This is a genomic window from Chryseobacterium oryzae (genome assembly GCF_022811665.1).
GTDB classification, from domain to species: Bacteria; Bacteroidota; Bacteroidia; order Flavobacteriales; family Weeksellaceae; genus Chryseobacterium; species Chryseobacterium oryzae.
The window spans coordinates 1,052,708-1,075,948 of record NZ_CP094529.1 but is presented as its reverse complement, the minus strand read 5'-3'; the positions used below and the strand labels follow the sequence as shown (position 1 = coordinate 1,075,948).

22 protein-coding genes and 1 riboswitch are annotated in these 23,241 nt (G+C 35.0%); of the genes, 6 read left to right on the top strand and 16 right to left on the bottom strand.

Annotation, left to right across the window (positions count from 1 at the left end; all coding sequences use genetic code 11):
- Positions 1-26: 26 nt before the first annotated feature.
- The 8 genes from MTP08_RS04995 to tpx all read right to left on the bottom strand — a co-directional run bounded on the left by MTP08_RS04995 (position 27) and on the right by tpx (position 10,854).
- A complete protein-coding gene (locus MTP08_RS04995; RefSeq protein ID WP_243577300.1) occupies positions 27-866 on the bottom strand; it encodes a HEAT repeat domain-containing protein in 840 nt (279 codons plus the stop codon).
- A complete protein-coding gene (locus MTP08_RS04990) occupies positions 850-1,413 on the bottom strand; it encodes an RNA polymerase sigma factor (protein WP_243577299.1) in 564 nt (187 codons plus the stop codon). Before MTP08_RS04990 ends, MTP08_RS04995 begins: the two co-directional genes overlap by 17 nt.
- A 197-nt stretch (positions 1,414-1,610) precedes the next feature.
- Complete coding sequence (locus tag MTP08_RS04985; RefSeq protein WP_243577298.1) at positions 1,611-5,300, bottom strand: phosphoribosylformylglycinamidine synthase; 3,690 nt, start codon at positions 5,298-5,300, stop codon at positions 1,611-1,613.
- A gap of 80 nt (positions 5,301-5,380) precedes the next feature.
- Entirely contained in the window at positions 5,381-6,406 is a 1,026-nt protein-coding gene (locus tag MTP08_RS04980) for an OmpA family protein (protein WP_243577297.1), read from the bottom strand.
- Between the two features lie 63 nt (positions 6,407-6,469).
- Complete coding sequence (purB, locus tag MTP08_RS04975) at positions 6,470-7,897, bottom strand: adenylosuccinate lyase (RefSeq protein WP_243577296.1); 1,428 nt, start codon at positions 7,895-7,897, stop codon at positions 6,470-6,472.
- Between the two features lie 186 nt (positions 7,898-8,083).
- Positions 8,084-8,917 carry an SDR family oxidoreductase gene (locus MTP08_RS04970; protein WP_243577295.1) on the bottom strand — a complete coding sequence of 278 codons (834 nt, stop codon included), beginning with the start codon at positions 8,915-8,917 and terminating at the stop codon, positions 8,084-8,086.
- Between the two features lie 151 nt (positions 8,918-9,068).
- Positions 9,069-10,280, bottom strand: coding sequence for a DUF763 domain-containing protein (locus tag MTP08_RS04965; RefSeq protein WP_243577294.1), 1,212 nt, complete (start codon positions 10,278-10,280; stop codon positions 9,069-9,071).
- 76 nt (positions 10,281-10,356) lie between these two features.
- Entirely contained in the window at positions 10,357-10,854 is a 498-nt protein-coding gene (tpx, locus tag MTP08_RS04960) for a thiol peroxidase (protein ID WP_243577293.1), read from the bottom strand.
- A gap of 168 nt (positions 10,855-11,022) precedes the next feature.
- On the opposite strand from tpx, the gene MTP08_RS04955 reads away from it, so the two are divergent.
- The gene (locus MTP08_RS04955) at positions 11,023-13,242 is read left to right on the top strand and encodes an NADP-dependent isocitrate dehydrogenase (RefSeq protein ID WP_243577292.1); all 2,220 of its coding nucleotides are present in this window, start codon (positions 11,023-11,025) and stop codon (positions 13,240-13,242) included.
- Positions 13,243-13,320: 78 nt separating this feature from the next.
- Here the strand turns inward: MTP08_RS04955 and MTP08_RS04950 are convergent, their stop codons facing one another.
- Together MTP08_RS04950 and MTP08_RS04945 are read right to left on the bottom strand one after the other, a co-directional pair.
- Complete coding sequence (locus tag MTP08_RS04950) at positions 13,321-13,662, bottom strand: phage holin family protein (protein ID WP_209390973.1); 342 nt, start codon at positions 13,660-13,662, stop codon at positions 13,321-13,323.
- Between the two features lie 52 nt (positions 13,663-13,714).
- Entirely contained in the window at positions 13,715-14,137 is a 423-nt protein-coding gene (locus MTP08_RS04945; protein ID WP_243577291.1) for a PaaI family thioesterase, read from the bottom strand.
- Between the two features lie 88 nt (positions 14,138-14,225).
- Between MTP08_RS04945 and MTP08_RS04940 the strand changes: the two genes are divergently transcribed.
- Entirely contained in the window at positions 14,226-15,533 is a 1,308-nt protein-coding gene (locus MTP08_RS04940) for a DEAD/DEAH box helicase (protein ID WP_243577290.1), read from the top strand.
- 23 nt (positions 15,534-15,556) lie between these two features.
- On the opposite strand, the gene MTP08_RS04935 is transcribed toward MTP08_RS04940, so the two are convergent.
- Positions 15,557-16,516 carry a cytochrome-c peroxidase gene (locus MTP08_RS04935; RefSeq protein ID WP_243577289.1) on the bottom strand — a complete coding sequence of 320 codons (960 nt, stop codon included), beginning with the start codon at positions 16,514-16,516 and terminating at the stop codon, positions 15,557-15,559.
- 132 nt (positions 16,517-16,648) lie between these two features.
- Entirely contained in the window at positions 16,649-17,032 is a 384-nt protein-coding gene (locus MTP08_RS04930; RefSeq protein ID WP_243577288.1) for a DoxX family protein, read from the bottom strand.
- A gap of 215 nt (positions 17,033-17,247) precedes the next feature.
- Here MTP08_RS04930 and MTP08_RS04925 point away from each other — a divergent pair, with 215 nt between their 5' ends.
- Complete coding sequence (locus MTP08_RS04925; protein WP_243577287.1) at positions 17,248-18,447, top strand: retropepsin-like aspartic protease; 1,200 nt, start codon at positions 17,248-17,250, stop codon at positions 18,445-18,447.
- A 16-nt stretch (positions 18,448-18,463) separates the two neighbouring features.
- On the opposite strand, the gene MTP08_RS04920 is transcribed toward MTP08_RS04925, so the two are convergent.
- Entirely contained in the window at positions 18,464-19,228 is a 765-nt protein-coding gene (locus tag MTP08_RS04920) for a Rossmann-fold NAD(P)-binding domain-containing protein (RefSeq protein WP_243577286.1), read from the bottom strand.
- Positions 19,229-19,616: 388 nt separating this feature from the next.
- Here MTP08_RS04920 and MTP08_RS04915 point away from each other — a divergent pair, with 388 nt between their 5' ends.
- Together MTP08_RS04915 and MTP08_RS04910 are read left to right on the top strand one after the other, a co-directional pair.
- Positions 19,617-20,297 (top strand): DUF4197 family protein, encoded by a 681-nt coding sequence (locus MTP08_RS04915; RefSeq protein WP_243577285.1) that lies wholly within the window; start codon positions 19,617-19,619, stop codon positions 20,295-20,297.
- 22 nt (positions 20,298-20,319) lie between these two features.
- Complete coding sequence (locus tag MTP08_RS04910) at positions 20,320-20,625, top strand: DUF493 family protein (protein WP_243577284.1); 306 nt, start codon at positions 20,320-20,322, stop codon at positions 20,623-20,625.
- Between the two features lie 61 nt (positions 20,626-20,686).
- Here MTP08_RS04910 and MTP08_RS04905 read toward each other — a convergent pair whose 3' ends face one another.
- From MTP08_RS04905 to namA, 3 genes are read right to left on the bottom strand one after another with little or no spacing between them, the layout of a single operon-like run.
- Positions 20,687-21,010: a CCC motif membrane protein gene (locus MTP08_RS04905; RefSeq protein WP_209390619.1), complete on the bottom strand. Its 324-nt coding sequence runs from the start codon at positions 21,008-21,010 to the stop codon at positions 20,687-20,689.
- A 29-nt stretch (positions 21,011-21,039) separates the two neighbouring features.
- Positions 21,040-21,324: a DUF2752 domain-containing protein gene (locus tag MTP08_RS04900; RefSeq protein WP_209390620.1), complete on the bottom strand. Its 285-nt coding sequence runs from the start codon at positions 21,322-21,324 to the stop codon at positions 21,040-21,042.
- 24 nt (positions 21,325-21,348) lie between these two features.
- Positions 21,349-22,398 (bottom strand): NADPH dehydrogenase NamA, encoded by a 1,050-nt coding sequence (gene namA, locus MTP08_RS04895; RefSeq protein WP_243577283.1) that lies wholly within the window; start codon positions 22,396-22,398, stop codon positions 21,349-21,351.
- Between the two features lie 103 nt (positions 22,399-22,501).
- On the opposite strand from namA, the gene cdd reads away from it, so the two are divergent.
- Positions 22,502-22,984 carry a cytidine deaminase gene (cdd, locus tag MTP08_RS04890; protein ID WP_243577282.1) on the top strand — a complete coding sequence of 161 codons (483 nt, stop codon included), beginning with the start codon at positions 22,502-22,504 and terminating at the stop codon, positions 22,982-22,984.
- A gap of 74 nt (positions 22,985-23,058) precedes the next feature.
- A riboswitch (cobalamin riboswitch) is annotated at positions 23,059-23,236 on the top strand.
- Positions 23,237-23,241: the final 5 nt, after the last annotated feature.

Here is a 23,241-nt window from a genome sequence, read left to right as displayed (position 1 = left end):
AAGTTGAGTTGTATATATAAAAGCTTTTAATATCGTAATAATACCGCATAGGCTTCGTCTTTCACGAAATCTAATGTGGTTGGATTGGTGGTCAGTTCCTTCAGTTTTGCATCAACAGATGCGTTATGTTGAGAAGATTTTTTCTGTCCTAAAATGGCGATTAGCTCTCTCTGAACCATCGGGTCATCCTGTTGCAGGAAAATATTTTGCATTTGCTTTTCAATGTTAGAGTTTTTTGAGTGCTTTTCCAAAGCTTCCACAGCGGCTAATCGGACGTTGGTGTTCTCATCTGACAAAGCTTTTTCTGATAAATAATCAATAATCTCATTATCATATTTCTCTTGATTTTTAATCAATGCGATACCTTCTAATCGTTTGCTGGCAGAAAAAGAATTGTTCATCAATTCAAGTGCTTTTTCCTTGTCTGATGATTGTTTTTCTGAATCAGAATTAGTCCTGGAATTAGGTTTATTCGGGATTTTATCAACAGGTTTCTGAGCGTTTTGAGCTAATTTTTGATTTTCATTTTTCACTTCTTGTAAGTCAATTTTTCTCGGCTCAGGAATGTCTAAATTATTGTAATTTACATTTTCTGAATTACTATTTTCTTTAGTTTTCGATTGTTTTACAAGCATTGTTTGTTCCGTTTTCTGATTCCAAAAAGTGAAAATGCCAGCCGAAATCAAAATCACCACAGACGCAGCCGCCAACCATTTTTTGACCGGAAATAATGGTTTTATTGTTTCATCAATGGTTTTTTCAGGATTAAGTTTTGCCATAATGTTATCAAAACTTCCTTCCGGAACTTCCATCGAATCAAATTCATCCCGATGTTCGTCAATATATTTTTTAAGCGAATCTTTCATTTTCTTTCTTTTGAGATAATTTGTCAAAAATTTTCTTTTTAGCCCGGTGATAATAGCATCTCACCGTGCTGTGCGGGATATTCAGCGTTTTTGCAATATCCTCCTGCGACATCTGTTCAAACAAAAACAGATTGACAATGGTTCTGCTTTGTGGTGGGAGTTCTGCTATCGCCTCCTGCAATTCTTTTACCTGAAATTCCAAATTTTCCTGTTCATCTTCATCAGTTTCATCAAGCATTTTATCATCATCAATTTCTGCAAAATAAATTTTGTTTTTCCGAAGTGCATTCAGTGATTGATTGACTCCAATTCTCTTCACCCAACCACCAAAACTCTCTGCATTTTTCAGTGTTTTAATTTCCGAAAAAGTCTTTACAAAAACCTCCTGCAAAATATCTTCCGCCTCCTCTCTGTCATTCACAATACGATAAATCGAGTTGAAAACCAACTTAGAATATTTTTGATACAACAGAGAATAGCCTTGGGTTTTGCCCAGTTGGCAAAGTTCCAGCAAATCCTTGTCGTTCAAAGTAGTAGTTGTTTTCAAAAGATAAAATCTTTCTAAATTATTGTTTTATAATAGTAAGACAAAAATAAGATTAGAATGTTGCAATATAATTTTATTTTTTCAAATAAAATATTTTATATTTTTGATTTTCAGTTACATAAAATAATAAAATTTCTTTTTTGAAACAAAAATAGCTGCCAAGATTGACAGCTATTTTTATTATTTTGAATCAATATTTACTTAAAATATTCCACTCCATTTTTGAAGATATTGTGGTAATTCGCGGTGGGAATGTTTTTCATTAATCCTTCTGCAAAACGTTCCGGATGTCCCATTCTACCGAATATTTTCCCGTCCGGGCTTGTTACACCTTCAATTCCGAATAAGGAATTATTCGGATTAAACGGCATTCCGTGAGCAATATTCCCTTCCAGATCCAGGTATTGTGTTGCAATCTGTCCGTTTTCATACAGCTTTTGGATTTCTGTTTCCGACGCCATAAAACGACCTTCACCGTGAGAAATCGGAATGGTATAAACCTGGTCTTTCATTCCTTTTAGCCAAGGCGATTCGTCATTAACGACTTTTACATGCACCATTTGGGAAATATGTCTTCTGATGGCGTTGTGAGCCAGTGTCGGAGAATTTTCGTCCAAATCTTTAATTCTTCCGTAAGGCAGTAATCCAGATTTTACCAACGCCTGGAATCCGTTGCAAATCCCGATAATCATCCCGTCTCTGTCCAGCAATTCGTGAACGGCATTTCTCATTTTCTCATTTTTCAAAACGTTCACAATGAATTTTGCAGAACCATCTGGCTCATCACCCGCAGAGAAGCCTCCTGAAAATGCTAAAATTTGAGATTGTTTAATTTCTTCTACCCATGCATCAATGCTCTCATCCAACAACTGATGATTGATATTGATTAAAGGCAAACTGCTTGTTACAGCACCTTCTTTGGCAAAAGCATTCAGCGTATCATACTCACAGTTAGTTCCCGGAAAAATCGGCGCAAACACTTTTGGTTGAGCGATTCCGTGGTTTTTAATGATGATATTTCTTGGGTTGATTGAGTTTAATGCTGAATCGATTTCAACCGTCAATTTATCTTTTTCAACCGTTGGGAAGAGGTTTTCGAATGTATCTGTATTAGCTGATAGAAGTTTCTCAATTGAGAATTCAGCATCATTAATTTTAATAATATTTGAATCTTTAACTTGTCCGATTAATTGAAGATTTGTCGAACTTAATTCTTCTTTGGATTCAATAATTAAGCTACCAATATTTTTCGCCAACAAAACGTTTTCATCAACTGTAATGTCAGCACCTAATCTGTTTCCGAAACTCATTTTTGCCAAAGCAACAGCAACGCCGCCTTCTTTCACCGTTTTAACAGAAACGATTTTTCCTGCTTTGATGTTCTCAAAAATAAGTTCATAAATCGCTTTCAGTTTATCGTAATCCGGAAGTCCATTTTCCTGAGGGATATGATTGAAGAAATACACTTTATTTCCATCACCTTTAAATTCAGGTGAGATAATGTTTTTCTTTTCTCCATTGGCGCAGGCAAATGAAATCAAGGTTGGCGGAACATTCAGATCCTGATACGTTCCACTCATTGAATCCTTGCCTCCGATGGCAGCCAATCCGAAATTAATCTGGGCATCATAAGCTCCCAAAAGTGAAGCCAAAGGTTTTCCCCATTTTTCTGGATTCTGACCTAATTTCTCAAAATATTCCTGGAAACTGAATCGGATGTTTTTATAATCGCCACCCATCGCCACGATTTTTGCCACACTTTCTACAACAGCGTAAGCAGCGCCCAGCAAAGAATTTTGTTTAGAAATTTCAGCATCAAATCCCCAACTCGCCAGAGAAACTGTTTCAACATCTTTTGCTCCTAAAATTGGCAAAGTCTGAACACTTCCTTCCATCAGCGTCTGCTGGTATTTCCCGCCTAAAGGCATCGCAACCGTCGTTCCTCCAACGGATGAATCGAACATTTCCAACAATCCTTTCTGAGAAGCGACGTTTTTATCACTTAATATTTTTAAGAAATTTTCTTCGTTAAATACTGACGTTTCTTCTTTTACTTCATCAAGATGCGTAATCTTGACTTCCTGGCTTTTAGAACAACCGTTTGTATCTAAAAATGCCCTTGAAAGGTCCACAATTTTATTACCTTTCCAGAACATCTGCATTCTTCCTGAATCTGTCACTTTTGCCACTTCCACCGCGACAATATTTTCAGCTTCACATAATTTGATGAATTTTTCTTTATCTTTTGGTTCAACCACCACTGCCATTCTTTCCTGAGATTCGGAGATAGCCAATTCGGTTCCGTTTAAGCCTTCATATTTTAAAGGTAAAACATCAAGGTTTACTTCCAAAGAATCAGCGATTTCACCGATTGCTACAGAAACACCGCCGGCTCCGAAGTCGTTTGATTTTTTAATCAATCTCGTCACTTCCGGATTTCTGAATAAACGCTGGATTTTACGCTCTTCCACTGCATTTCCTTTCTGAACTTCAGAGCTCATTGTATGGATAGAGGTTTCGTCCTGTTCTTTTGAACTTCCACTTGCTCCACCAACACCGTCACGGCCTGTTGCGCCACCCAAAATGATAATCGAATCACCAGCTTCCGGTTTTTCACGTCTTACCCAATCCACAGGAACCGCTCCGGCAACGAATCCTACTTCCATTCTTTTTGCTTTGTAGCCTTCATCGTAGATTTCAGAAACCATTGTGGTCGCCAAACCGATTTGGTTTCCGTAAGACGAATAGCCGTTCGCCGCCTGTTTTGTAATGGTTTTCTGAGGTAATTTGCCCGCCAAAGTTTTATCAACCGGTTCCAAAACATCAGCAGCACCCGTTAATCTCATCGCCTGAAAGACGAAAGAACGCCCAGACAAAGGATCTCTGATAGCGCCACCCAAACACGTTGAAGCCCCACCAAAAGGTTCAATTTCAGTAGGGTGGTTGTGGGTTTCATTTTTGAATAACAAATACCAAGGCTCTTTTTTGCCATCGTATTCAGCTTCAATCTGGATGGTACAGGCATTGATTTCATCAGAAACCACGAGATTCTCCAATTGGCCTGTTTTATGAAAATATCTTCCGCAAACGGTTGCCAAATCCATCAAGGAAATAGGCTTTAGTTCACGTCCTAAGAACTTTCTTTTTTCGATATAATCATCAAAAATTGTTTGCAAAGTTTGTTTGAATTTACCTTCGAATTCTATGCTTGATAATTCGGTTTCAAACGTGGTGTGACGGCAGTGGTCACTCCAGTACGTATCCAGAACTTTCAGTTCGGTTTCTGTTGGATTTCTGTTTTCAGATTTAAAATAGTCCTGAATGAATTTCAAATCATCCAATCCTAGAGCAAAACCGTGATTATTAAAGAATTCTGCAAGTTGAGAGTCATCAAAATCAATAAAACCTTCGTGAACAATCACCTTTGACGGTGTTTCGTCCGCAGGAATATCTAAAATTGATAAATCTTTCTCCTGAGATTCTACCTTATTAATTAATAAATCCTTGATTTTAACTAAGTCAGATTCAGAAACCCCTCCGAACTCGATAAGCTTACCGCTTCTAACTTTTGATTTCTCATTTCCAGTCAACAGAGCAATGCACTGCTGCGCAGAATCGGCACGTTGATCGTATTGTCCTGGTAAAAATTCTAAGGCGAAGTAAATTCCCTGTGCAGGATTTTCATCAATTAAAATATCGGTAACCGGGTCAACAAAGGTACTATTGACCACTTTATCAAATTCGCTATCGTTTAATCCAAAAATATCGTAAACGTTATACACTTTTACACTTTGGATAGACGGAACTATCGCTTTTACTTCATCAAAAATTTTTGGACTTTCTACATCGAAAATTCCTCTTTTTTCTACGAAAATTCTTTTGTTCATTTTTTATAGACACAAGATTCAAGACACAAGATTTCAGATAAAAATGGCATCAAGAATGGTTTTATTAGATTTATTAATACTTAAATTTTAACAATTTCAACTCTTCGGTTTTCGGATTTTCCTTTTTCATTACCGTTGTCGGCAATAGGATTTTCCTGTCCAAAACCTTTAGAAATAAGTCTTTGAGAAGAAATTCCTGAGTTTTCCAATTCAGTTTTTACTGTTTTTGCCCGATCATCTGAGAGTTTCAGATTATGGCTTTTGTTTCCAGAATTATCGGTATATCCATTCATAGAAACTTTCATTGTTGGATTTTGATCCAAAACTTTTTTGATTTCTGCTACAGCACTTTTACCTTCAGATGACAAGCTTGCTTTATCCGTGTCAAAGTTGATATGTAAAACTGCTTTACCATTTTTATCCAATTGATTTTTAATCTCTGACGCAGGAAGAATACTCATTTTGTTAACAAATTCGCTAACCTGCAAAACAGTTAAATAAGCACTTTCTGAACCATAATTACACTGAATCCAGAGTACATTTTCAGGCGTTCTGATAACATAAGTATGTACATCTTTCCAATTATTGGAAGAATGCAAATATCCATTGGTATAAGCGTTGGGATCACTTTTCGCCAAAGATTCTTCTTCACCTTCTTTTAAAGTTTCTCCATTATTGACTTTTACTCCGCCAAGTTTGAAAATCAGGTCATCAAAACTTTTCTGAAGTTCCAGAACATTATATTTTTTACTATCTTCAGCTCTAATATCAGCTTTGAAAGTTTTCCCTTCCTGCATAACATACTTCCCGTTAACGTAGAAATATTCTCTGTCAATATCTTTTATTTGACCATCTCCATTATAATGGTTCGGATCTCTAAAAACATAGTTTTCAGGCATTTTAAAATAAGGAAAACTTCCGGTAAGTTGGTTACTTACAGGTATTGACTCGATATTAAAACTTTCCTTACTCTCAACTTTTTCTTCTTTATTTGAAGTCGCTATTGTATCAGAATGATGATTTGTAACTGTATCGTTTTTTGAATTTTTATTACACGACAAAACAAAAAAAGTTAAAAAAATCAGCGGTAAAAAATTTCGTTTCATTTCAATATTTAAAATTGGGTTACTTTAAAAAAATATGCAGCCAAAAAAAGACTGCATATTGATTTATACTTTAAGGTCAGCTTCAAGGCCAATCAATTCTTGATTAGCATCAATAATCGGCTGAACTTCATTGGCAATGAATTCTTCCGTCTGGATTGGTGCAAAACCAATGAAATTTTTAGGGTCAAGAACTTCTTTTAGTTTTGATTTGTCTAGTTTTAATGAATCATCATTCAGAATTCTCTCGATAAGGTCGTTTTCTTTTCCTTCTTCTTTCACTTTTTTAGAAGCTTCCATTGAGTGAACGCGAATAACTTCGTGGATTTCCTGACGGTCGCCCCCGGCTTTCACTTCCTCCATAATAATGTATTCTGTCGCCATAAAAGGAAGTTCTTCCATAATATGTTTGTTGATTCTGTTTGGATACACCACAATGCCGTTTAGAATATTATTCCAAATCAACAGAATCGCATCAACTGCTAAAAATGCCTGCGGAATGGTTAATCTCTTGTTGGCAGAATCGTCCAAGGTTCTTTCAAACCACTGGGTTGAAGCTACCATTGCAGAACTTGTGGTTAAAGACATGACGTATTTTGCCAAAGCTCCGATTCTTTCGCTTCGCATCGGGTTACGTTTGTAAGCCATTGCCGATGAGCCGATTTGGTTTTTCTCGAATGGTTCTTCAATCTCCTTAAGATTCTGAAGAAGACGTAAATCGTTGGTGAATTTATGGGCAGATTGCGCAATATTTCCCAATAAAGCAACCACTTTAGCATCGATTTTTCTGTCGTAAGTCTGTCCCGAAACGCCGAACACTTTTTCGAAGCCGAATCTTTTGGAAAGTTCTTTATCTAGATGTTTAACTTTAGAATAATCACCGTTGAAAAGTTCCAGGAAACTTGCCGCCGTTCCAGTTGTTCCTTTTACCCCTCTGAATCTTAATGTTTCTAAGAAAAAGTCAAGCTCTTCGATGTCGAGAACCAAACTTTGTAGCCAAAGTGTGGCTCTCTTCCCAACCGTTGTTAACTGCGCTGGCTGAAAATGCGTGAAGCCTAAAGTCGGTAAATCTTTGTATTGAATCGCAAAATCCGAAAGATTTTTCATCACATTGACTAACTTTTTCTTTAAGATTAAAAGTCCGTCACGGATTTGGATTAAATCGGTATTATCTCCTACAAATGCGGAAGTAGCTCCCAAATGGATAATCCCTTTCGCAGAAGGCGCTACATCTCCATAAGCGTGAACGTGAGCCATCACATCGTGTCGGAATTTTTTCTCATATTCAGCTGCTTTTGCATAATCGATGTTTTCGGCATTGGCTTTTAGCTCTGCGATTTGCTCGTCTGTGATGTCCAATCCCAAATCTTTTTCAATCTCGGCTAATGCAATCCAAAGTTTTCTCCAGTTCTGGAACTTGTTGTTATGCGAAAAATTAAACAGCATTTCTTCACTGGAGTAGCGCTCTTCCAATGGGTTTTTGTAGGAATTCATTCTTTACTTTTACTAAATTTATATGCAAAAATAAGATTTTTTGATGAGAGATAAAAATAGTGATCAATCTTTTGATTTTTGATTAAAAAAAGCAATTACAATCGATTCATTATTATAATTCAAATCCAAAAAAACAAAAAAAATAAAGGTGATGCCATAAAAGTATTTTACAGAACTATTGAAACATTATCCACCCACGAAATCTCCTCCATTGACATGAATAATCTCTCCCGTTATAAAACTGGAATCTTCTGAAGCAAGAAAAACATAAGCAGGAGCAACTTCAGAAGGTTGCCCTGCCCTTTTCATTGGATTATCTTTTCCAAAAGTTGACAAATCATCAAAAGTTTCTTTCACAAGAGGCGTCCAAACAGGTCCTGGAGCAACGCCATTTACCTGAATTCCTTTTTCTGCAATATTCACAGCTAAAGAACGTATAAATGTAGCAATTGCTCCTTTTGTAGCTGAGTAATCTATTAAATGATCACTTCCACGATACGCTGTGACCGATGTAGTACAGATAATTTTACTTCCTTTGTTCATAAATTCTAAACAATCTCTTGTAAAACTTATCATTGATATGATATTAACCTCAAATGTTTCTTTAATCTGTTCATCCGAAATGGAAGAAATTTCATTTTTCGGAAACTGAATTCCTGCGTTATTAACAAGAATGTGGAAAGAATTCCAATATTTTTTTAGTATATCTAAACATTCAGCCTGAAAATCTTTTTTAGAAATATCACCTTTCAACAGAATACAGCTTCGACCTTCCTTTTCTATTAACTTTTTGGTTTCGGCTGCATCATCATCGCTTTCTTTATAAATAACAGCTACATCGGCTCCCTCTCGAGCGAAATGTACTGCTACAGCTTGTCCGATCCCGCTATCACCGCCAGTAATTACAGCTTTTTTAAACTGAAGTTTACTACTTCCTTTATAGTTTTCGCGAATAATTTCCGGAAACAATCCTTCTTGAGGAACTTTTGATTTGGAATTTGATGTATTCTTCGTTTTCATAACCATACTTTTATGATTGAATAACAAACCACAAGCCGAATAGAAATAGTATGGTATCCGAAATTTTATGAAAACTAAATACTATACCCAATTTTTTTCATTTTAACTATTGGAAATAAATATTTTGGGTCATTTAAAGAATTAATTTTTCTTAAAACAAAGATAACTGAATAGGTTTTGGAGGAGAAGGTTTTTCAGCGTCACCAAAAACGGTTTTACCACCAAAACGCCAAGAGTTTTGCCGTTCTTCTTCTATAACATCATCGATATTAAAATTGGGTGTAAATTTTTTTTCAGCTTCAGAAATAATGGTATGAAGCTTATTAATTGATTTTAATTTATCTGAATTTCCAAGTTTAGACTTCTCAATTCCTTTTTTCAGAATTGAAATTGTTTCATCATACACATGAATAGGAACAGGAAAAGGATGCCCATCTTTACCGCCATGTGCAAAAGAAAATCTTGCAGGATCTTTAAATCTTGATGGCGCCCCATGAATTACTTCACTCACCAACGCAAGACTTTGCAATGTTCTGGGACCTACTCCTTTTAATAAAAGTAATTCCTCGAAATTTTCCGGCTGCGTTTCTCTGGTCATATACAAAAGAGTTCCCAATTTTTTTAAATCGACATCAGAAGCACGTACATCATGATGAGATGGCAAAATAAGATTGGCAAAATCCTGCATTATTTTTTCTGAACTGGTATGAGAAATATCCAAAATACCTTTTCTGTTTTCCTCTGCTTCAGTAGCTGTTAAATTGAGAATATTTCCTCTATTAATTCCCTGAATCCCTTTATGTGGAGCATCAACAAAAGATTCTAAATTTTCAGAATGCCAATGGTAACGCCTCGCTGTACCATCGGAATCGTTCATACCCTGCTGCACCACCGACCAGTTTCCTTCATCCGACAAAATAAAATTATGAAGATACAACTGGTAACCATCCTGAATAGCTGTATTATCTACTTTTGCAGATAATTTGCTGGCTCTAACCAATTCGTTTCCATTCAATCCTGTTTTATCGGCAATCACCAATAATTCATTTGGAGTTTCTTTTGAAAACCTGCCTTTACCTCCGCAAATATAAAGCCCCAGTTCTTTAGAATTAGGATTTATACTCCTTTTTAGCGCACCCATTACTGAAGTTGTAATTCCTGAAGAATGCCAATCCATCCCCATTACTGCACCAAAGCTTTGAAACCAGAAAGGATCTGCCAGTCTTTTCAAAACTTCATTTTTACCGTAATCGGCAAGAATTACCTCAACAATAGAAAGTCCGAGAACAGACATACGTTCATACAGCCAAGGCGGTACTTTTCCATAATGAAGCGGTAATGTTGCAGTTCCGGAACGTTTCATCTTAACAAATATGGTTAAAAAAAATAAAGCCTCAGAAATTAACTTTCCAAGGCTTTAGAAAATCTTTTTTTTGAAATTATTTTAATGCTTCTAAAGCAGCATCGTAATTAGGTTCATCAGCAATTTCAGCAACCTGTTCTGTATAAAGAACTTTATTGTTTTCATCTGTTACGATTACAGCACGACTCAAAAGACCTTTTAGAGGAGAATCTTCAATTGTCAGTTCATAATCATCCCCAAAACTACTTCTGAAATCTGATAAAGTTTCAACATTCTTTAATCCTTCCGCTGCACAGAATCTGCCCAAAGCAAAAGGTAAATCTTTGGAAACATTAATAACCACTGTATTTTCTAAAGCTGAAGCCTGCTCGTTAAACTGTCTTGCAGAAGATGCACATGTAGGTGTATCTATACTTGGGAAAATATTAAATACTTTTTTCTTTCCTTGAAAACTCTCCAGTGTTTTTACATTCAGCGAAGAATCTACAAGATTAAAATCTTTTACTGTAGTTCCTACAGATGGCAAACTTCCTTTTGTATGTACTGGGTTTCCTTTTAAGGTAATATTGGACATAATTTATTTTTTAGTTTTTCAAATTTAGTCATAAAAGAAAATTTTTCCTACCTTATAAAGGTTAAAAAATTCTTAAAGTAGAAAATCTCATTGATTATTAAATTAAAAGAAATTAAAATTTAACTAAATTTGTGAATCTAAAATTTCAAACAATAAACTAACATTATAATGTCAGAAAAATCAAAAATCTATTACACCCTTACAGATGAGGCTCCAATGTTGGCAACACATTCGTTTTTACCTATTGTAAAAGCTTTTACAAAATCAGCAAACATCGAGATCGCTGTCCCGGATATTTCTTTGGCAGGAAGAATCTTAGCCAATTTCCCAGAATTTTTGAAAGACGATCAGAAGATCGGTGATGCTTTGTCAGAATTGGGAGAGCTTGCTACTCAGCCTGATGCAAACATCATCAAATTACCCAATATTTCCGCATCTGCACCACAATTAGACGCAGCTATTGCAGAATTACAATCTAAAGGCTTTGCTGTTCCCAACTATCCTGCAGAACCTAAAAATGATGAGGAAAAAGCCATTAAAGCTAAATATGCCAAAGTATTAGGAAGTGCTGTAAACCCTGTATTGAGAGAAGGAAATTCTGACAGACGTGCTCCGAAAGCCGTGAAAAATTATGCTAAAGCAAATCCTCACAGAATGGGCGATTGGGCATCTGACAGCAAAACTGATGTTGCCCACATGGAAAGCGGAGATTTCTACGGAACAGAAACTTCTACCACTTTAGAAAATGCTACTCAATATAAAATCGTTTTCAAAGGAAATGACGGTTCAGAAAATACATTAAAAGATTTCGCTCCTTTAAAAGCGGGTGAAATTATCGATTCTTCTGTGATGAATCTTAATTCTTTAAAAGCATTCGTTCAGCAAGCTATTGAAGAAGCTAAAAACAGAAACGTACTTCTTTCTGCTCACCTTAAAGCTACGATGATGAAAATCTCCGATCCTATTATCTTCGGAGCTGTTGTAGAAACTTTCTTCAAAGATGTTTTCACTAAATATGCCGAAACTTTCAAGGCTTTAGACATCAACCCAAACAACGGTCTTGCCGATCTTTTCGAAAAAATAAAAGGCAATGCTCAGGAAGCTGAAATTAAAGCAGATATTGAAGCGGCTTTGGCAAACGGACCAAGAGTAGCTATGGTAAATTCTGACAAAGGAATAACCAACTTCCATGTTCCTTCTGATATTATCGTAGATGCATCAATGGCTGCTTTGGTAAGAGGAGGCGGTAAAATGTGGAACAAAGAAGGAAAAGAAGAAGATACCGTTTGTATTATTCCGGATCGTTCTTATGCAGGTTTCTATCAGTCTGTGATTGATGATATGAAAGCTCACGGAAAATTGGACCCTACTACTATGGGATCTGTTCCAAACGTAGGTTTAATGGCTCAAAAAGCTGAAGAATATGGTTCTCACGACAAAACTTTCCAGGCTTCTGCGGAAGGAACCATAGAAGTTCTGGACGAAAACGGAAATACTCTGCTTTCTCAGAAAGTTGAAAAAGGTGATATTTTCAGAATGTGCCAAACGAAAGATGCTCCAATTCAGGACTGGGTAAAATTGGCTGTAAACAGATCCAGATTATCCGACACTCCTGCAATTTTCTGGCTTGATAAAGGAAGAGCTCACGACAGAGAAATCATCAAAAAAGTTGAAAAATACTTAAAAGATTACGATACAACAGGTCTTGACATCAGAATTATGGATGTAAAAGATGCTATGACCGAAACTTTAAAAAGAGCAAGAGAAGGAAAAGATACCATTTCTGTTTCCGGAAACGTACTGAGAGATTATCTTACCGATCTTTTCCCAATTCTTGAACTTGGAACTTCTGCCAAAATGCTTTCTATTGTTCCGTTGATGAATGGTGGTGGCCTTTTTGAAACAGGAGCCGGAGGTTCTGCACCAAAACATATTGAGCAGTTCTTAGAAGAAGGTTATCTGAGATGGGATTCTTTAGGTGAATTCCTTGCATTACAGGCATCTTTAGAGCATTTGGCACAGACTCAGAACAATACAAAATCTCAGGTTTTGGCTGATGCACTGGATGAAGCAAATGCTAAGTTCTTAGCTACTGATAAATCTCCTGCAAGAAAAGTTGGACAAATCGACAACAGAGGTTCTCACTTTTATTTGGCAATGTATTGGGCTGAAGCTTTAGCAAACCAAACTGCAGATGCTGAATTAGCTAAACAGTTTGTTCCTGTTGCTCAGGCAATGAAAGAAAACGAAGAAGTTATTAATGCTGAACTTATTGGGGCACAAGGTAAACCGCAAAACATTGAAGGTTATTACAAACCTGATACTTACAAAACGTATGCAGCTATGAGACCAAGTACAGTTTTGAATGAAATTATCGACGGAATTTAATTTCATTTTTTACTTCATAATCATAAAAAAGTTCGGCATTTCGCCGAACTTTTTGTTTAAAATCGTTTTAAGAATGAATTAATCTTCAGAAAAGATAGAATTTGCCAAAGAAGTAATTACAGATAAGACAATACCAAAAATAAATGCCCACCAAAATCCGTCTACATGCATACTGTCGATAAAATAATCTGCAATAAGAATAATTACTGCATTAATAACCAACGAGAAAAACCCCAAAGTAATAATGGTAAGCGGAAGACTGAAAAGGCTGAGAATGGGTTTTACCACTAAGTTTAAAATTCCCATAACAATAGCGAAAATTACCGCCGAAGAAAAACTGTCGAAATGTACTCCGGGCAGAATTTTGGTAAGCAAAAATGCCACAATTGCCGTGATGAATAATCGGATAATCAAATTCATGTTTTAAAATTTATTTTATTAAAATTACAAAAAGTTTGTTTTATTTAACTGTCTATTTAATTTTCATCATTGTTACTAAAGAAGTAGCCACATGACTTTCGTGATCATTACTGTTGTTAATGGTATAAATTTCAGTTCTTATCACACTAATTTTAGAACCTCCTTTTATTACGTAAGATTTTGAAACCAATGCATCACCCATTGCCGGTCTCAAGTAATTCACTTTTAGCTCCACAGTTACTACATAGCAATCTTCTTCATAATGGCTTACTGCGGCATATCCAGACGAAACATCCACCAAAGAAGCAATCATTGCACCGTTAAACATCCCGGCTTTTCTTGTCATAAGATCCATTTTTGGAATTTTAATGGAAACAAAATCTGTTTCAACTTCCAATAATTCTGCTTTATAAAATTGTAAAGTTTCTGAACGGTTGAAGCTGTCGATAATAAGTTTTATTTTTTCTGGAGACATATTTTAATTAAAAATGATTCTACTATTATAGCAAATTTCTTGAAATTAATTCAAATGGCAGTAAAAATCTTTCACTTACCTTTGCATTATGGAATTACAGTCAATTTATCAGAACCTCAAGATTCAGGAAATGAATCAGATGCAGAAATCTGCATTTAAAGCTACAGAAAACAACACAGATGTTATTCTGCTCTCTCCTACCGGATCGGGAAAAACATTAGCATTTTTGTTTCCGGTTCTCAGAAATCTTAAAAAAAATACAACAGGAGTTCAGGCTTTAATTTTGGTTCCTGCAAGAGAACTGGCATTACAGATTGAGCAGGTTTTCAAGACAATGGGAACAGAGTTTAAAGTTTCTGTATGCTATGGCGGTCATGATAAAAAAATTGAAATTAATAATTTAATTGAAGCTCCAGCCGTATTAATCGGAACTCCCGGAAGAATAAGATATCACCTTCAAAATGAAAATTTTGATGCTTCAACCATTAAAACTCTTGTTTTGGATGAATTCGACAAAGCTTTGGAACTTGGTTTTCAGGAAGATATGGATTATATTATTGGAAATCTTAATGGTCTGTCGCAGAGAATTCTTACTTCTGCTACTGCCATGGACGAAATCCCAAAATTTACAGGTCTGAAAAATGAAAAAACGGTAGATTTTCTTAAATTAGGAGAAAATAAACCCGATATTCAGCTTAGAAAAGTAATGACAATTTCTGAAGAAAAATTAGATACTCTTTTTCACCTCATCTGCAAAATAGGAAACAAAAGAACCCTTATATTCTGCAATCACCGTGAAGCAGTAGACCGTATTTCTGAACTTTTACGTGAAAAAGGAATCGACAGAGAAACCTTTCATGGAGGTATGGAACAGGATGAAAGAGAACGTGCTTTGCTGAAATTCCGAAACGATTCTGCAAGAGTTTTAATCACGACCGACTTAGCAGCAAGAGGATTGGATGTTCCTGAAGTGGAATCTATTGTTCATTATCAGCTTCCACCAAAAGAAGACGCATTTATTCACCGAAACGGTAGAACTGCAAGAATGAATGCCAAAGGTTTTGTATATCTTATTATGACTGAAGAAGAAAATTTCCCTTTCATTAAGAATAATGTTCCGGTAGAAGAGGTAAAAGATTTTACGAAAGTTCCGGGGAAAACACCATTTCAGACCGTTTACATAAGTGCAGGAAAAAAAGATAAAGTAAATAAAGTAGACATTGTAGGTTTTTTAATGAAAAAAGGGGAACTTCAAAAAGAGGATGTCGGACTTATTGAAGTAAAAGATACCACTTCGTATGTTGCCGTTTCCCGAAATAAAGTTAACAGTTTACTGAAAAAACTCAGCTCAGAAAGGCTCAAAAACAAAAAAGTGAAAATGGAAATTGCATATTAAATATTTGATATTTTAAAACCATTCTATTTCTTCTGAAAAGCGGTGTTGGAAATAAAAGCAGAATCGTTAAGAGTTGCAAGAAAATCTAAAAGATTTACTCTTTCTTTTTGGTTAAAAACAATGGGTTTTTGCAGTTGTTTCGCTAAAGTCGGAGTTTTTTCTATTCCTTTCTCATAATGGTCTAAAACTTCATCTAACGTTTTGAGTCTTCCATCGTGCATATAAGGATAAGTAAATGCGAGATTTCTAAGACTCGGAATTTTAAACATTTGTTTGTTTTGAGGTTCCATTGTTTTATTCCATCTTCCGAAATCATTCAGCGAAGGATCAACAGGCAGCCCATTATTGGCAAAATCGTAGGTAGAAAACAGTGGTTCGGTATGGCAGGAACTGCAATTGGCTTTGTAAAGTGCATATCCTGCTTTTTCAGAGGCATTAAACTGAGCTTTTTTCTGTTTTACCTTATCATATTTTGAGTCCGCAGAAATAAAAGTAAGCTGAAACTGAGAAAGTGCCTTCATTGTCCGTTCTGCCGTTGCAATACTATCTCCAAAACTTCTGTAGAACAGTCCTTTGTATTCTTTAGATTTATTCAGTCTGCGAACAACTGCATTAATATCTTCTCCCATTTCTTTGGGATGATTAATGGGAGCTAAAGCCTGAACATCAATATTCGTTACAACACCATCCCACATAAAAGTTTTCTGCCAAGCTAGGTTAAAAATTGCAGGAGAATTTCGCTCTCCTATTCCATCTTCAACACCTTTGCTTAAATGATTTCCTGCATGTGAAAATGCTTGTTTTGAATTGTGACATGATGAGCATGAAATGGTATTGTTCCTAGAGAGTAAAGGATCATAAAAAAGTTGTCTTCCTAATGCAACGGTAGAACTTTTTAAAGGATTTTTCTTGAAATTATATACTGGTTTAGGAAAATACGTCGGATATACAAGCCGAATATCCTGAACTGCGTAAAACCCCATTAGAACATACAAAAAAATAAAAATAATCAGTTTATAATATTTTGAATACACCCTCGCATCAGTTTATGAAACAAATATAAACATTTATAAACCAACAAAAAACCTATCTTAAAGACAGGTTTAGAATTAATATTAATCTGTAGATTTTATAGCCCAATACAACAAAAGAGGCTGCATAAAAAGTCTAGCAAGCCTTTTATTGTCAGAATTTAAACCGAAAGCATTTCTTCTTTCTTTATATTGGGTGTAATTCCCGGGGAAAACTGCTGCAAATAATCCTGCGGCTACTTTTCCGACCAAAGATTCGTATCTTTTAGGAGCTGCGATAATGGCTGTACCCATTGCTATCTCTACAATGCCAGAATACACGACAGTATCATCTTTTTCCAAAGGAACCCACTCTGGTACCTGCGCCTGAAATTCTTTTCTTGCAAACGTAAGATGACCAATACCAGCAGTAATGAGCATTGCACCTAATCCGTATTTTGCGATGGTTTTGATGGTATCCGAATTCATATCTAAATATTTTGGTTAAGCAAATTGATGTTGTAATAATTCTAATATTTCTTTTCTTAATGATAGAATTAATACTTCATTTTAGTAAAGAGTCAATAATAATTCCAAAAAGTTGTTTATTAGCAATTAAATATTTTTTATCTTATTAAAAACAATCTTTGCTGCTAAGTTTTTTCTAAATTTGTCAATACTTCATCATTAAAATTCTCTTCCGAATGAAAAATATATTAATTCTTTTCTTTTTCACTTTCTGTTTTGTATTAGATAAAGCTCAAGCCCCCATCAATCTCAACACAGGAAATATTGCACAAAAAAGATACAATCAGACCCTATCTTACGAATTAGTTAAGAAAAAAATAATTGTGAATGTTTCAATCAACGGAAAACCTCACAAATTTCTTTTTGACACAGGTGCTCCGATGGCTGTTTCTAAGGAAATATTCGATGAATATTCTTTACCAAAAACGGGTAGTATTCCTCTTGCAGACGCTTCAGGAAAAAAACAGGAAATGATTCTTACTACAGTTCCTAGTTTGAAGTGGGGCGAAATAGATTTTCTAAATACACCTGGAATCGTTTTCGACGAATCATCCACAGCAATGATGAAATGTTTTGGAGTTGAAGGAATTACCGGAAGCAATATGCTGAGAAATTCTGTTGTACAAATCGATCATCAAAAAAAGCAGATTACCATTACTGATAATGTGAAAAATCTTACAATAACAGGAAATTCTTATCTCGACATGAAGCTATCTGAATCACAAAGCAACCCATTTATAAGAATTGTTCTTCAAAAAGATGGTGTTAAAGTGGTAGATCAGGTGCTTTTTGATACCGGTGCAGATAATTTTTATGAAATGTCTACCTCCGCCTATCATTTCTTCAATGAAAAAAACAACGTCATTAAAACCTTGGCTAAAAGCAAAGGCAGTTTTGTGTATGGTTTTCACGGCATGAATGACACTACTGAACAGTTTGCAATAGAAATCCCGTTGATGACCATTGTTGAAGACAAATTCAATAACGTAATATCTTCAACAACAAGCAGCAAAGAATCTAGGTTAGGTTACAAAGTTTTAGAATATGGCAAAACAACTCTCGATTATAACAAAAAAAGATTTTACTTTGAACCTTATTCTGATGCAAATAAAGAACTTATTGCCTTACATCCGTGGCAAATTTATCCAACCATCCAGAACAACAAATTAGTTGTTGGAATTATATGGGATAAATCTCTTGAAAAAAATCTTAATCTCGGTGATGAAATTCAGAATTTTAATGACATGGACTATAAAAATATGGATGTATGCGAATTATTCCGTTCAAACAACAGCAATTCCAATAACGAATCGGTGCTTACTGTAAAAGATGTAAAAACCGGAGAAATAAAAACCTTGAAAATCAAAAGACTTTAAAAATATTTGGAGTGAGTTATTTGTCTACATGAAAATACCTCGGATCCGGATACTGAAATTCAAAATCAAGTTCTTTAATTATCTTTTCCGGAGAAATCGTTCTGCCCATCGTTGCTCTTTCACCTTCATAAGGTAAGTTTTTCTGGGCATTAATCACTTCTTCTTTATTTGGGTGGAAGGGTGCTACTACATTATAAACTTTCGATTGGGATTGATTTTCCAGCATTTTCTCAACTACCGAGCAGATGTCAACGTAGTGAATATGATTCACCAACTGCTCCAGATTCGAAATATTATAATTCTTCAAAAGCCTTTCACCGCCCATCAATCCACCAAACCGAAGAATATTGGTTTGAGGAAATTTTTCCAGAATAAATTGTTCACTTTCTACTTGTTTAGTAGGTTGGTCTTCTTCCACAAATTCTTTCTCTGCTTGAGGATAAACGCCTGTAGAACTCATCAGAAACAACTGTCCTTTATAATCACCCAGAAAATTGAGTAAGTTCTGGCGCTTGCCATTCATCGGGATTTGCGAACCTCTAAGTCCCGAAAACGGAACGCAGATGATGATGGCGTCTAAGTCTGAAGCAACATTCCATTCTTTTATTTGAAAATCCAAGGTATCAGAGAAATTCATCAAAGTAGTATGAAAGCCTTTGGATTCTAAAGCGCCAATTTTTGATTCTGTGGTTGTGGTTACGAAGATTTCGTAACGGTCAGATAACCGTTCTGCAATATGTATCCCCAACCAGCCACAGCCAATGATGCCTAATTTTTTCATTTTTTAAGTTTAGGGTAAAGATAAACGATATTAAACAAGGATCACGAAATACTTACTATACATTATAAAATTCTTGGCTAATTTTATTCTGCTCTTTTATTTAGGTATTTATTGTTTCACAAAATAAAATCATATAAATATTACTATATTTTGCAAGTTCATTAAAATAACGGAACTTAATACATTTTGTTCAAACTCAGAAAATCTCCAAAATTGCAGCCAAGAACTCTTTTTTGAAATGATTAATAAAAAAGGCATCAATTTTGTCATGCATTCATGTTTGAAAAAATAATATTAAGTTTGTCTAATGTTATTGTTGGTAATCTATTCTTATAGCTGAGAAAATTAAAATAGAACCAATAAATCCATCAAAAATTAAAATTTATACATGAAAAAAATAATTATAGCTGCTTCTATTGCGATAGGTTCAGCAGCATTTATAGGTACAAGCCTTAACTCTTGTACAACAATTGCCACCTCAGATTTAGGATTGGCTGTTATTAAAAGAGTTTTACTGGGAGGTATTAATAAAGGAGTAAATATTTATGGAAATAAAGAAGCTTTTCTTCAAAATAACCTTGTAGATAAAGCTTTACCAAAAGAATTGAGAGATATTAATTCAACATTAGAGAAAATTGCACCTTCTCTTGTAGCAAAAGAAAGAGAATACATTGCTGAAGCTGCAGTTTATACTGTCGGAATTTCTAAGCCTATATTAGAAAATGCCGTAAACAGTCTTAATGCTCAGGATGTAACGAGAATTATACAAGGTGAAAAAGGTACTGCTACGCTTATTTTAAAGGAAAAAACACAAGGTCAGCTTATTCAGGCAATTGCTCCGAGAGTTGAACAGGAATTGAATAAATACAGTATTGTAAAAACAATTAATACGGCATTATCGGGAAGCAATTTATTGGGAAGTCTTTTAGGAGGCAATAATAATTCTAAGGTAAATGCAAGCGGATTGAGTTTAATGGCTTCAGAGCAAATCGTAAATGGGCTTTTTAATATCATAGAAGATCATGAAAAGCAAAATTCTGCATCTTTACTGGGGCCTTTCGGAAAATAATATTTTTTAGTATCTTTAAAGTATGGAAATTTTACAAGGAAACGAACACGCAAGCCCGGAAGAGTTTTATAAATCATTAAAAGAAAAACTGGAGAATCATCATGATTTTCCTGAGGATTATTTATTTAAATTCATTATTCCGACAGACCAGTCGAAGATAACAGAAATTTACAAAGTTTTCGACGGAATTAAATTTACACTGAGTAACCGCGAAAGCAAAAACGGCAAATACACAGCCTGCAATATTAATGCTTTTGTTTTGGATGCCGATCAGGTAATTAATATTTACCAGGAAGTTGCAAAAATTGAAAATGTTATTTTGTTGTAAAAATAAAAAAGCTGTTTTAAATATTTAAAACAGCTTTTTTTATTTCAGTTATTATATGACGTTATTTACCCATATTTCTTAATTGTTCCATTTGCTCCATATATCCACTTACACCAACTGTTGCAAGGACAAAAATGGTATAAGCAACATTAAGTATTCCTAAGATAATACCAATAATACACAAAATTCTACCCGTATTTAGATTATTGAAATCTGAATATTCTGATGGGTTTTGGTCATACAAAAGCTTATCAGCTTTATACTTATTAAGACCAATAATTCCGCAAATAATTCCTATTAAACCTGTACAGCAACATGTTCCGACAACAGATACTATTCCTAAAATGAGTACCGTCTGTGCATTAGGTAATTTTTGTTGATTCATAATTTGATTTTTTTAAAGTTTATAATTTATTAATTGAAAAAATGTTTATAAAAATAAGAAAAAACCATAATAATGGAATTAATTATCGCTAAAAATATAAGAATTTGCCCATAATTTCTTTTTTTATCTAAAAAATTGACAGCGACAAAACCAAAAAACATCAAAAGAGTATATACCGCAGGAAACATTTTGAAGGCTTCCAGAAACTTCCCCTGAAACACCAAAACTATTGCTCTTTGAGTTCCGCATCCAAAACACTCGATGCCCAAAAACTTTTTACTCGGACAAGGAAGCATAAAATCTTCTATATGCATGATGTTAAATTATATTTCACAAATCTAAGAAATTTTAGCTCTCATATACTGATGCGGAAAAAAACAATTCTCTTTCATATCAAAAGAACCCTGAACCGCAAGATAAGGATTTCTTAAAATTTCTCTTGCTACAAAAATAAGATCTGCTTCTCCATTTTGCAGAATTTCTTCAGCCTGTTTCACGTTGGTTATTAATCCTACAGCTCCGGTTTTTACATTTGCCTGTTCTCTTACTGCGGAAGAAAAAGGAACCTGATAGCCGTCAAACACAGAAATTTTGGCTCCATGGATATTTCCGCCACTAGAAACATCAACTAAATCTACATGATGATTCTTTAAAATTTCTGCCAGTTTTACACTATCACTAATATTCCAACCATTTTCAGCATATTCTGTTCCTGAAATTCTCACGAAAAGGGCAACATTATCATTCAGTTCTTCATTAACAGCATCCACAATTTCGATCAAAAATTTAATTCTATTTTCAAAACTACCCCCATATTCATTAGTTCTAATGTTAGAAAGCGGTGAAAGAAACTGATGAACAAGATAACCATGGGCTGCGTGAATTTCAATTACATCAAATCCAGCATTTACAGCACGTTTTGCAGCTTTCTTAAAATTATCAATCTGATTTTTTATTTCTTCCACAGATAATTCGTGAGGCACTCTCTCCCCCGGCTGATACGGAACAGGACTTGGCGCCACCGTTTCCCAACCTTCTTCAAGAGAAATCTGCTTATTATTCCATGTAGAACCCTTCCTTCCTGAATGTGCAAGCTGAATTCCTATTTTACTGTCTGAGTTTCCATGTACAAAATCGACAATTTTTTGAAGTTTTTCTGCCTGTTCGTCATTCCAAATCCCCATACAGTGATTGGTAATTCTTCCTTTAGGTTCCACACCTGTTGCTTCAACCATTATAAGCCCGGTTCCGCCTTGTGCACGACTGCCATAATGTACAAAATGAAAATCGTTGGCAAGACCGTTTTCGCAAGAATACATACACATAGGCGACATTACCCATCTGTTTTTCAGTTCAACATTTCTGAATTTTATTGATGTATATAACATTTAACTAATTTTTAAAACATTAAAAATACGAAAATACATTCATAAACCTTATTGCCTAAATGATTAAAATAGTTTACATTTACTCCCCTTTTTTGAAATGAATATGGAAAAAAATATAGAAATAAGGTACCAACAGTTTAAAGACAGAAACGAACTAAGCGAAATTGAGCAAAAACTGTTTGAAGAAGCCAAAAAAGCCCGTAAAAACGCTTATGCACCTTACTCAGAATTTTATGTTGGATGTGCAGTTCTGTTGGAGAATGAAGAAATTTTTTCTGGTAACAATCAGGAAAATGCTGCATTTCCTTCGGGTTTATGTGCCGAAAGAACTACTCTTTTTTGGGTTGGAGCCAATTTTCCGGACAAAAAAATCAAGAAAATATTTATTGTTGGCGGTCCTAAAGAATCTGCAGAAAATAACCCGCCAATTCCTCCATGCGGTGCATGCCGACAAAGTATTATAGAATATGAAACCAAGCAGAATGAAAATATAGAATTGTATTTTGCGAATTTGAATGATGATGTTATTAAAGTGTCATCTATTAAAGATTTGCTCCCATTCTATTTTGATGCTACTTTTTTATAGACAACACAAAATTAGATAATTACGAAGAAAAGGCAACGCCAATATCCGCATATTGCCCAATTCGTTTAAAAACTTATCTTTGTAAAAATTCTGGTTTCCAATATATTGGAACTAAGAGGGAATTGGGAGAAAACCCCAAGCTGTCCCCGCAACTGTAAATCGTAATAAGAATTTTCTGTGAAAAACCACTGCTAAAGCGGGAAGGTACAGAAAAACGAAAGCCAGGAGACCTGCCAGAATTTAACCCTAAAATTATT

Coding starts and splice junctions, on each gene's coding strand:
- MTP08_RS04925 (WP_243577287.1), top strand. CDS start 17,248: ATGAAAAATATATTAATTCTTTTCTTTTTCACTTTCTGTTTTGTATTA.
- MTP08_RS04905 (WP_209390619.1), bottom strand. CDS start 21,010: ATGAATCAACAAAAATTACCTAATGCACAGACGGTACTCATTTTAGGA.
- purB (WP_243577296.1), bottom strand. CDS start 7,897: ATGAATTCCTACAAAAACCCATTGGAAGAGCGCTACTCCAGTGAAGAA.
- MTP08_RS04940 (WP_243577290.1), top strand. CDS start 14,226: ATGGAATTACAGTCAATTTATCAGAACCTCAAGATTCAGGAAATGAAT.
- cdd (WP_243577282.1), top strand. CDS start 22,502: ATGGAAAAAAATATAGAAATAAGGTACCAACAGTTTAAAGACAGAAAC.
- MTP08_RS04910 (WP_243577284.1), top strand. CDS start 20,320: ATGGAAATTTTACAAGGAAACGAACACGCAAGCCCGGAAGAGTTTTAT.
- MTP08_RS04985 (WP_243577298.1), bottom strand. CDS start 5,300: ATGAACAAAAGAATTTTCGTAGAAAAAAGAGGAATTTTCGATGTAGAA.
- tpx (WP_243577293.1), bottom strand. CDS start 10,854: ATGTCCAATATTACCTTAAAAGGAAACCCAGTACATACAAAAGGAAGT.
- MTP08_RS04930 (WP_243577288.1), bottom strand. CDS start 17,032: ATGAATTCGGATACCATCAAAACCATCGCAAAATACGGATTAGGTGCA.
- MTP08_RS04970 (WP_243577295.1), bottom strand. CDS start 8,917: ATGAAAACGAAGAATACATCAAATTCCAAATCAAAAGTTCCTCAAGAA.
- MTP08_RS04935 (WP_243577289.1), bottom strand. CDS start 16,516: ATGGGGTTTTACGCAGTTCAGGATATTCGGCTTGTATATCCGACGTAT.
- MTP08_RS04995 (WP_243577300.1), bottom strand. CDS start 866: ATGAAAGATTCGCTTAAAAAATATATTGACGAACATCGGGATGAATTT.
- MTP08_RS04920 (WP_243577286.1), bottom strand. CDS start 19,228: ATGAAAAAATTAGGCATCATTGGCTGTGGCTGGTTGGGGATACATATT.
- MTP08_RS04980 (WP_243577297.1), bottom strand. CDS start 6,406: ATGAAACGAAATTTTTTACCGCTGATTTTTTTAACTTTTTTTGTTTTG.
- MTP08_RS04950 (WP_209390973.1), bottom strand. CDS start 13,662: ATGAATTTGATTATCCGATTATTCATCACGGCAATTGTGGCATTTTTG.
- namA (WP_243577283.1), bottom strand. CDS start 22,398: ATGTTATATACATCAATAAAATTCAGAAATGTTGAACTGAAAAACAGA.
- MTP08_RS04900 (WP_209390620.1), bottom strand. CDS start 21,324: ATGCATATAGAAGATTTTATGCTTCCTTGTCCGAGTAAAAAGTTTTTG.
- MTP08_RS04915 (WP_243577285.1), top strand. CDS start 19,617: ATGAAAAAAATAATTATAGCTGCTTCTATTGCGATAGGTTCAGCAGCA.
- MTP08_RS04945 (WP_243577291.1), bottom strand. CDS start 14,137: ATGTCTCCAGAAAAAATAAAACTTATTATCGACAGCTTCAACCGTTCA.
- MTP08_RS04955 (WP_243577292.1), top strand. CDS start 11,023: ATGTCAGAAAAATCAAAAATCTATTACACCCTTACAGATGAGGCTCCA.
- MTP08_RS04965 (WP_243577294.1), bottom strand. CDS start 10,280: ATGAAACGTTCCGGAACTGCAACATTACCGCTTCATTATGGAAAAGTA.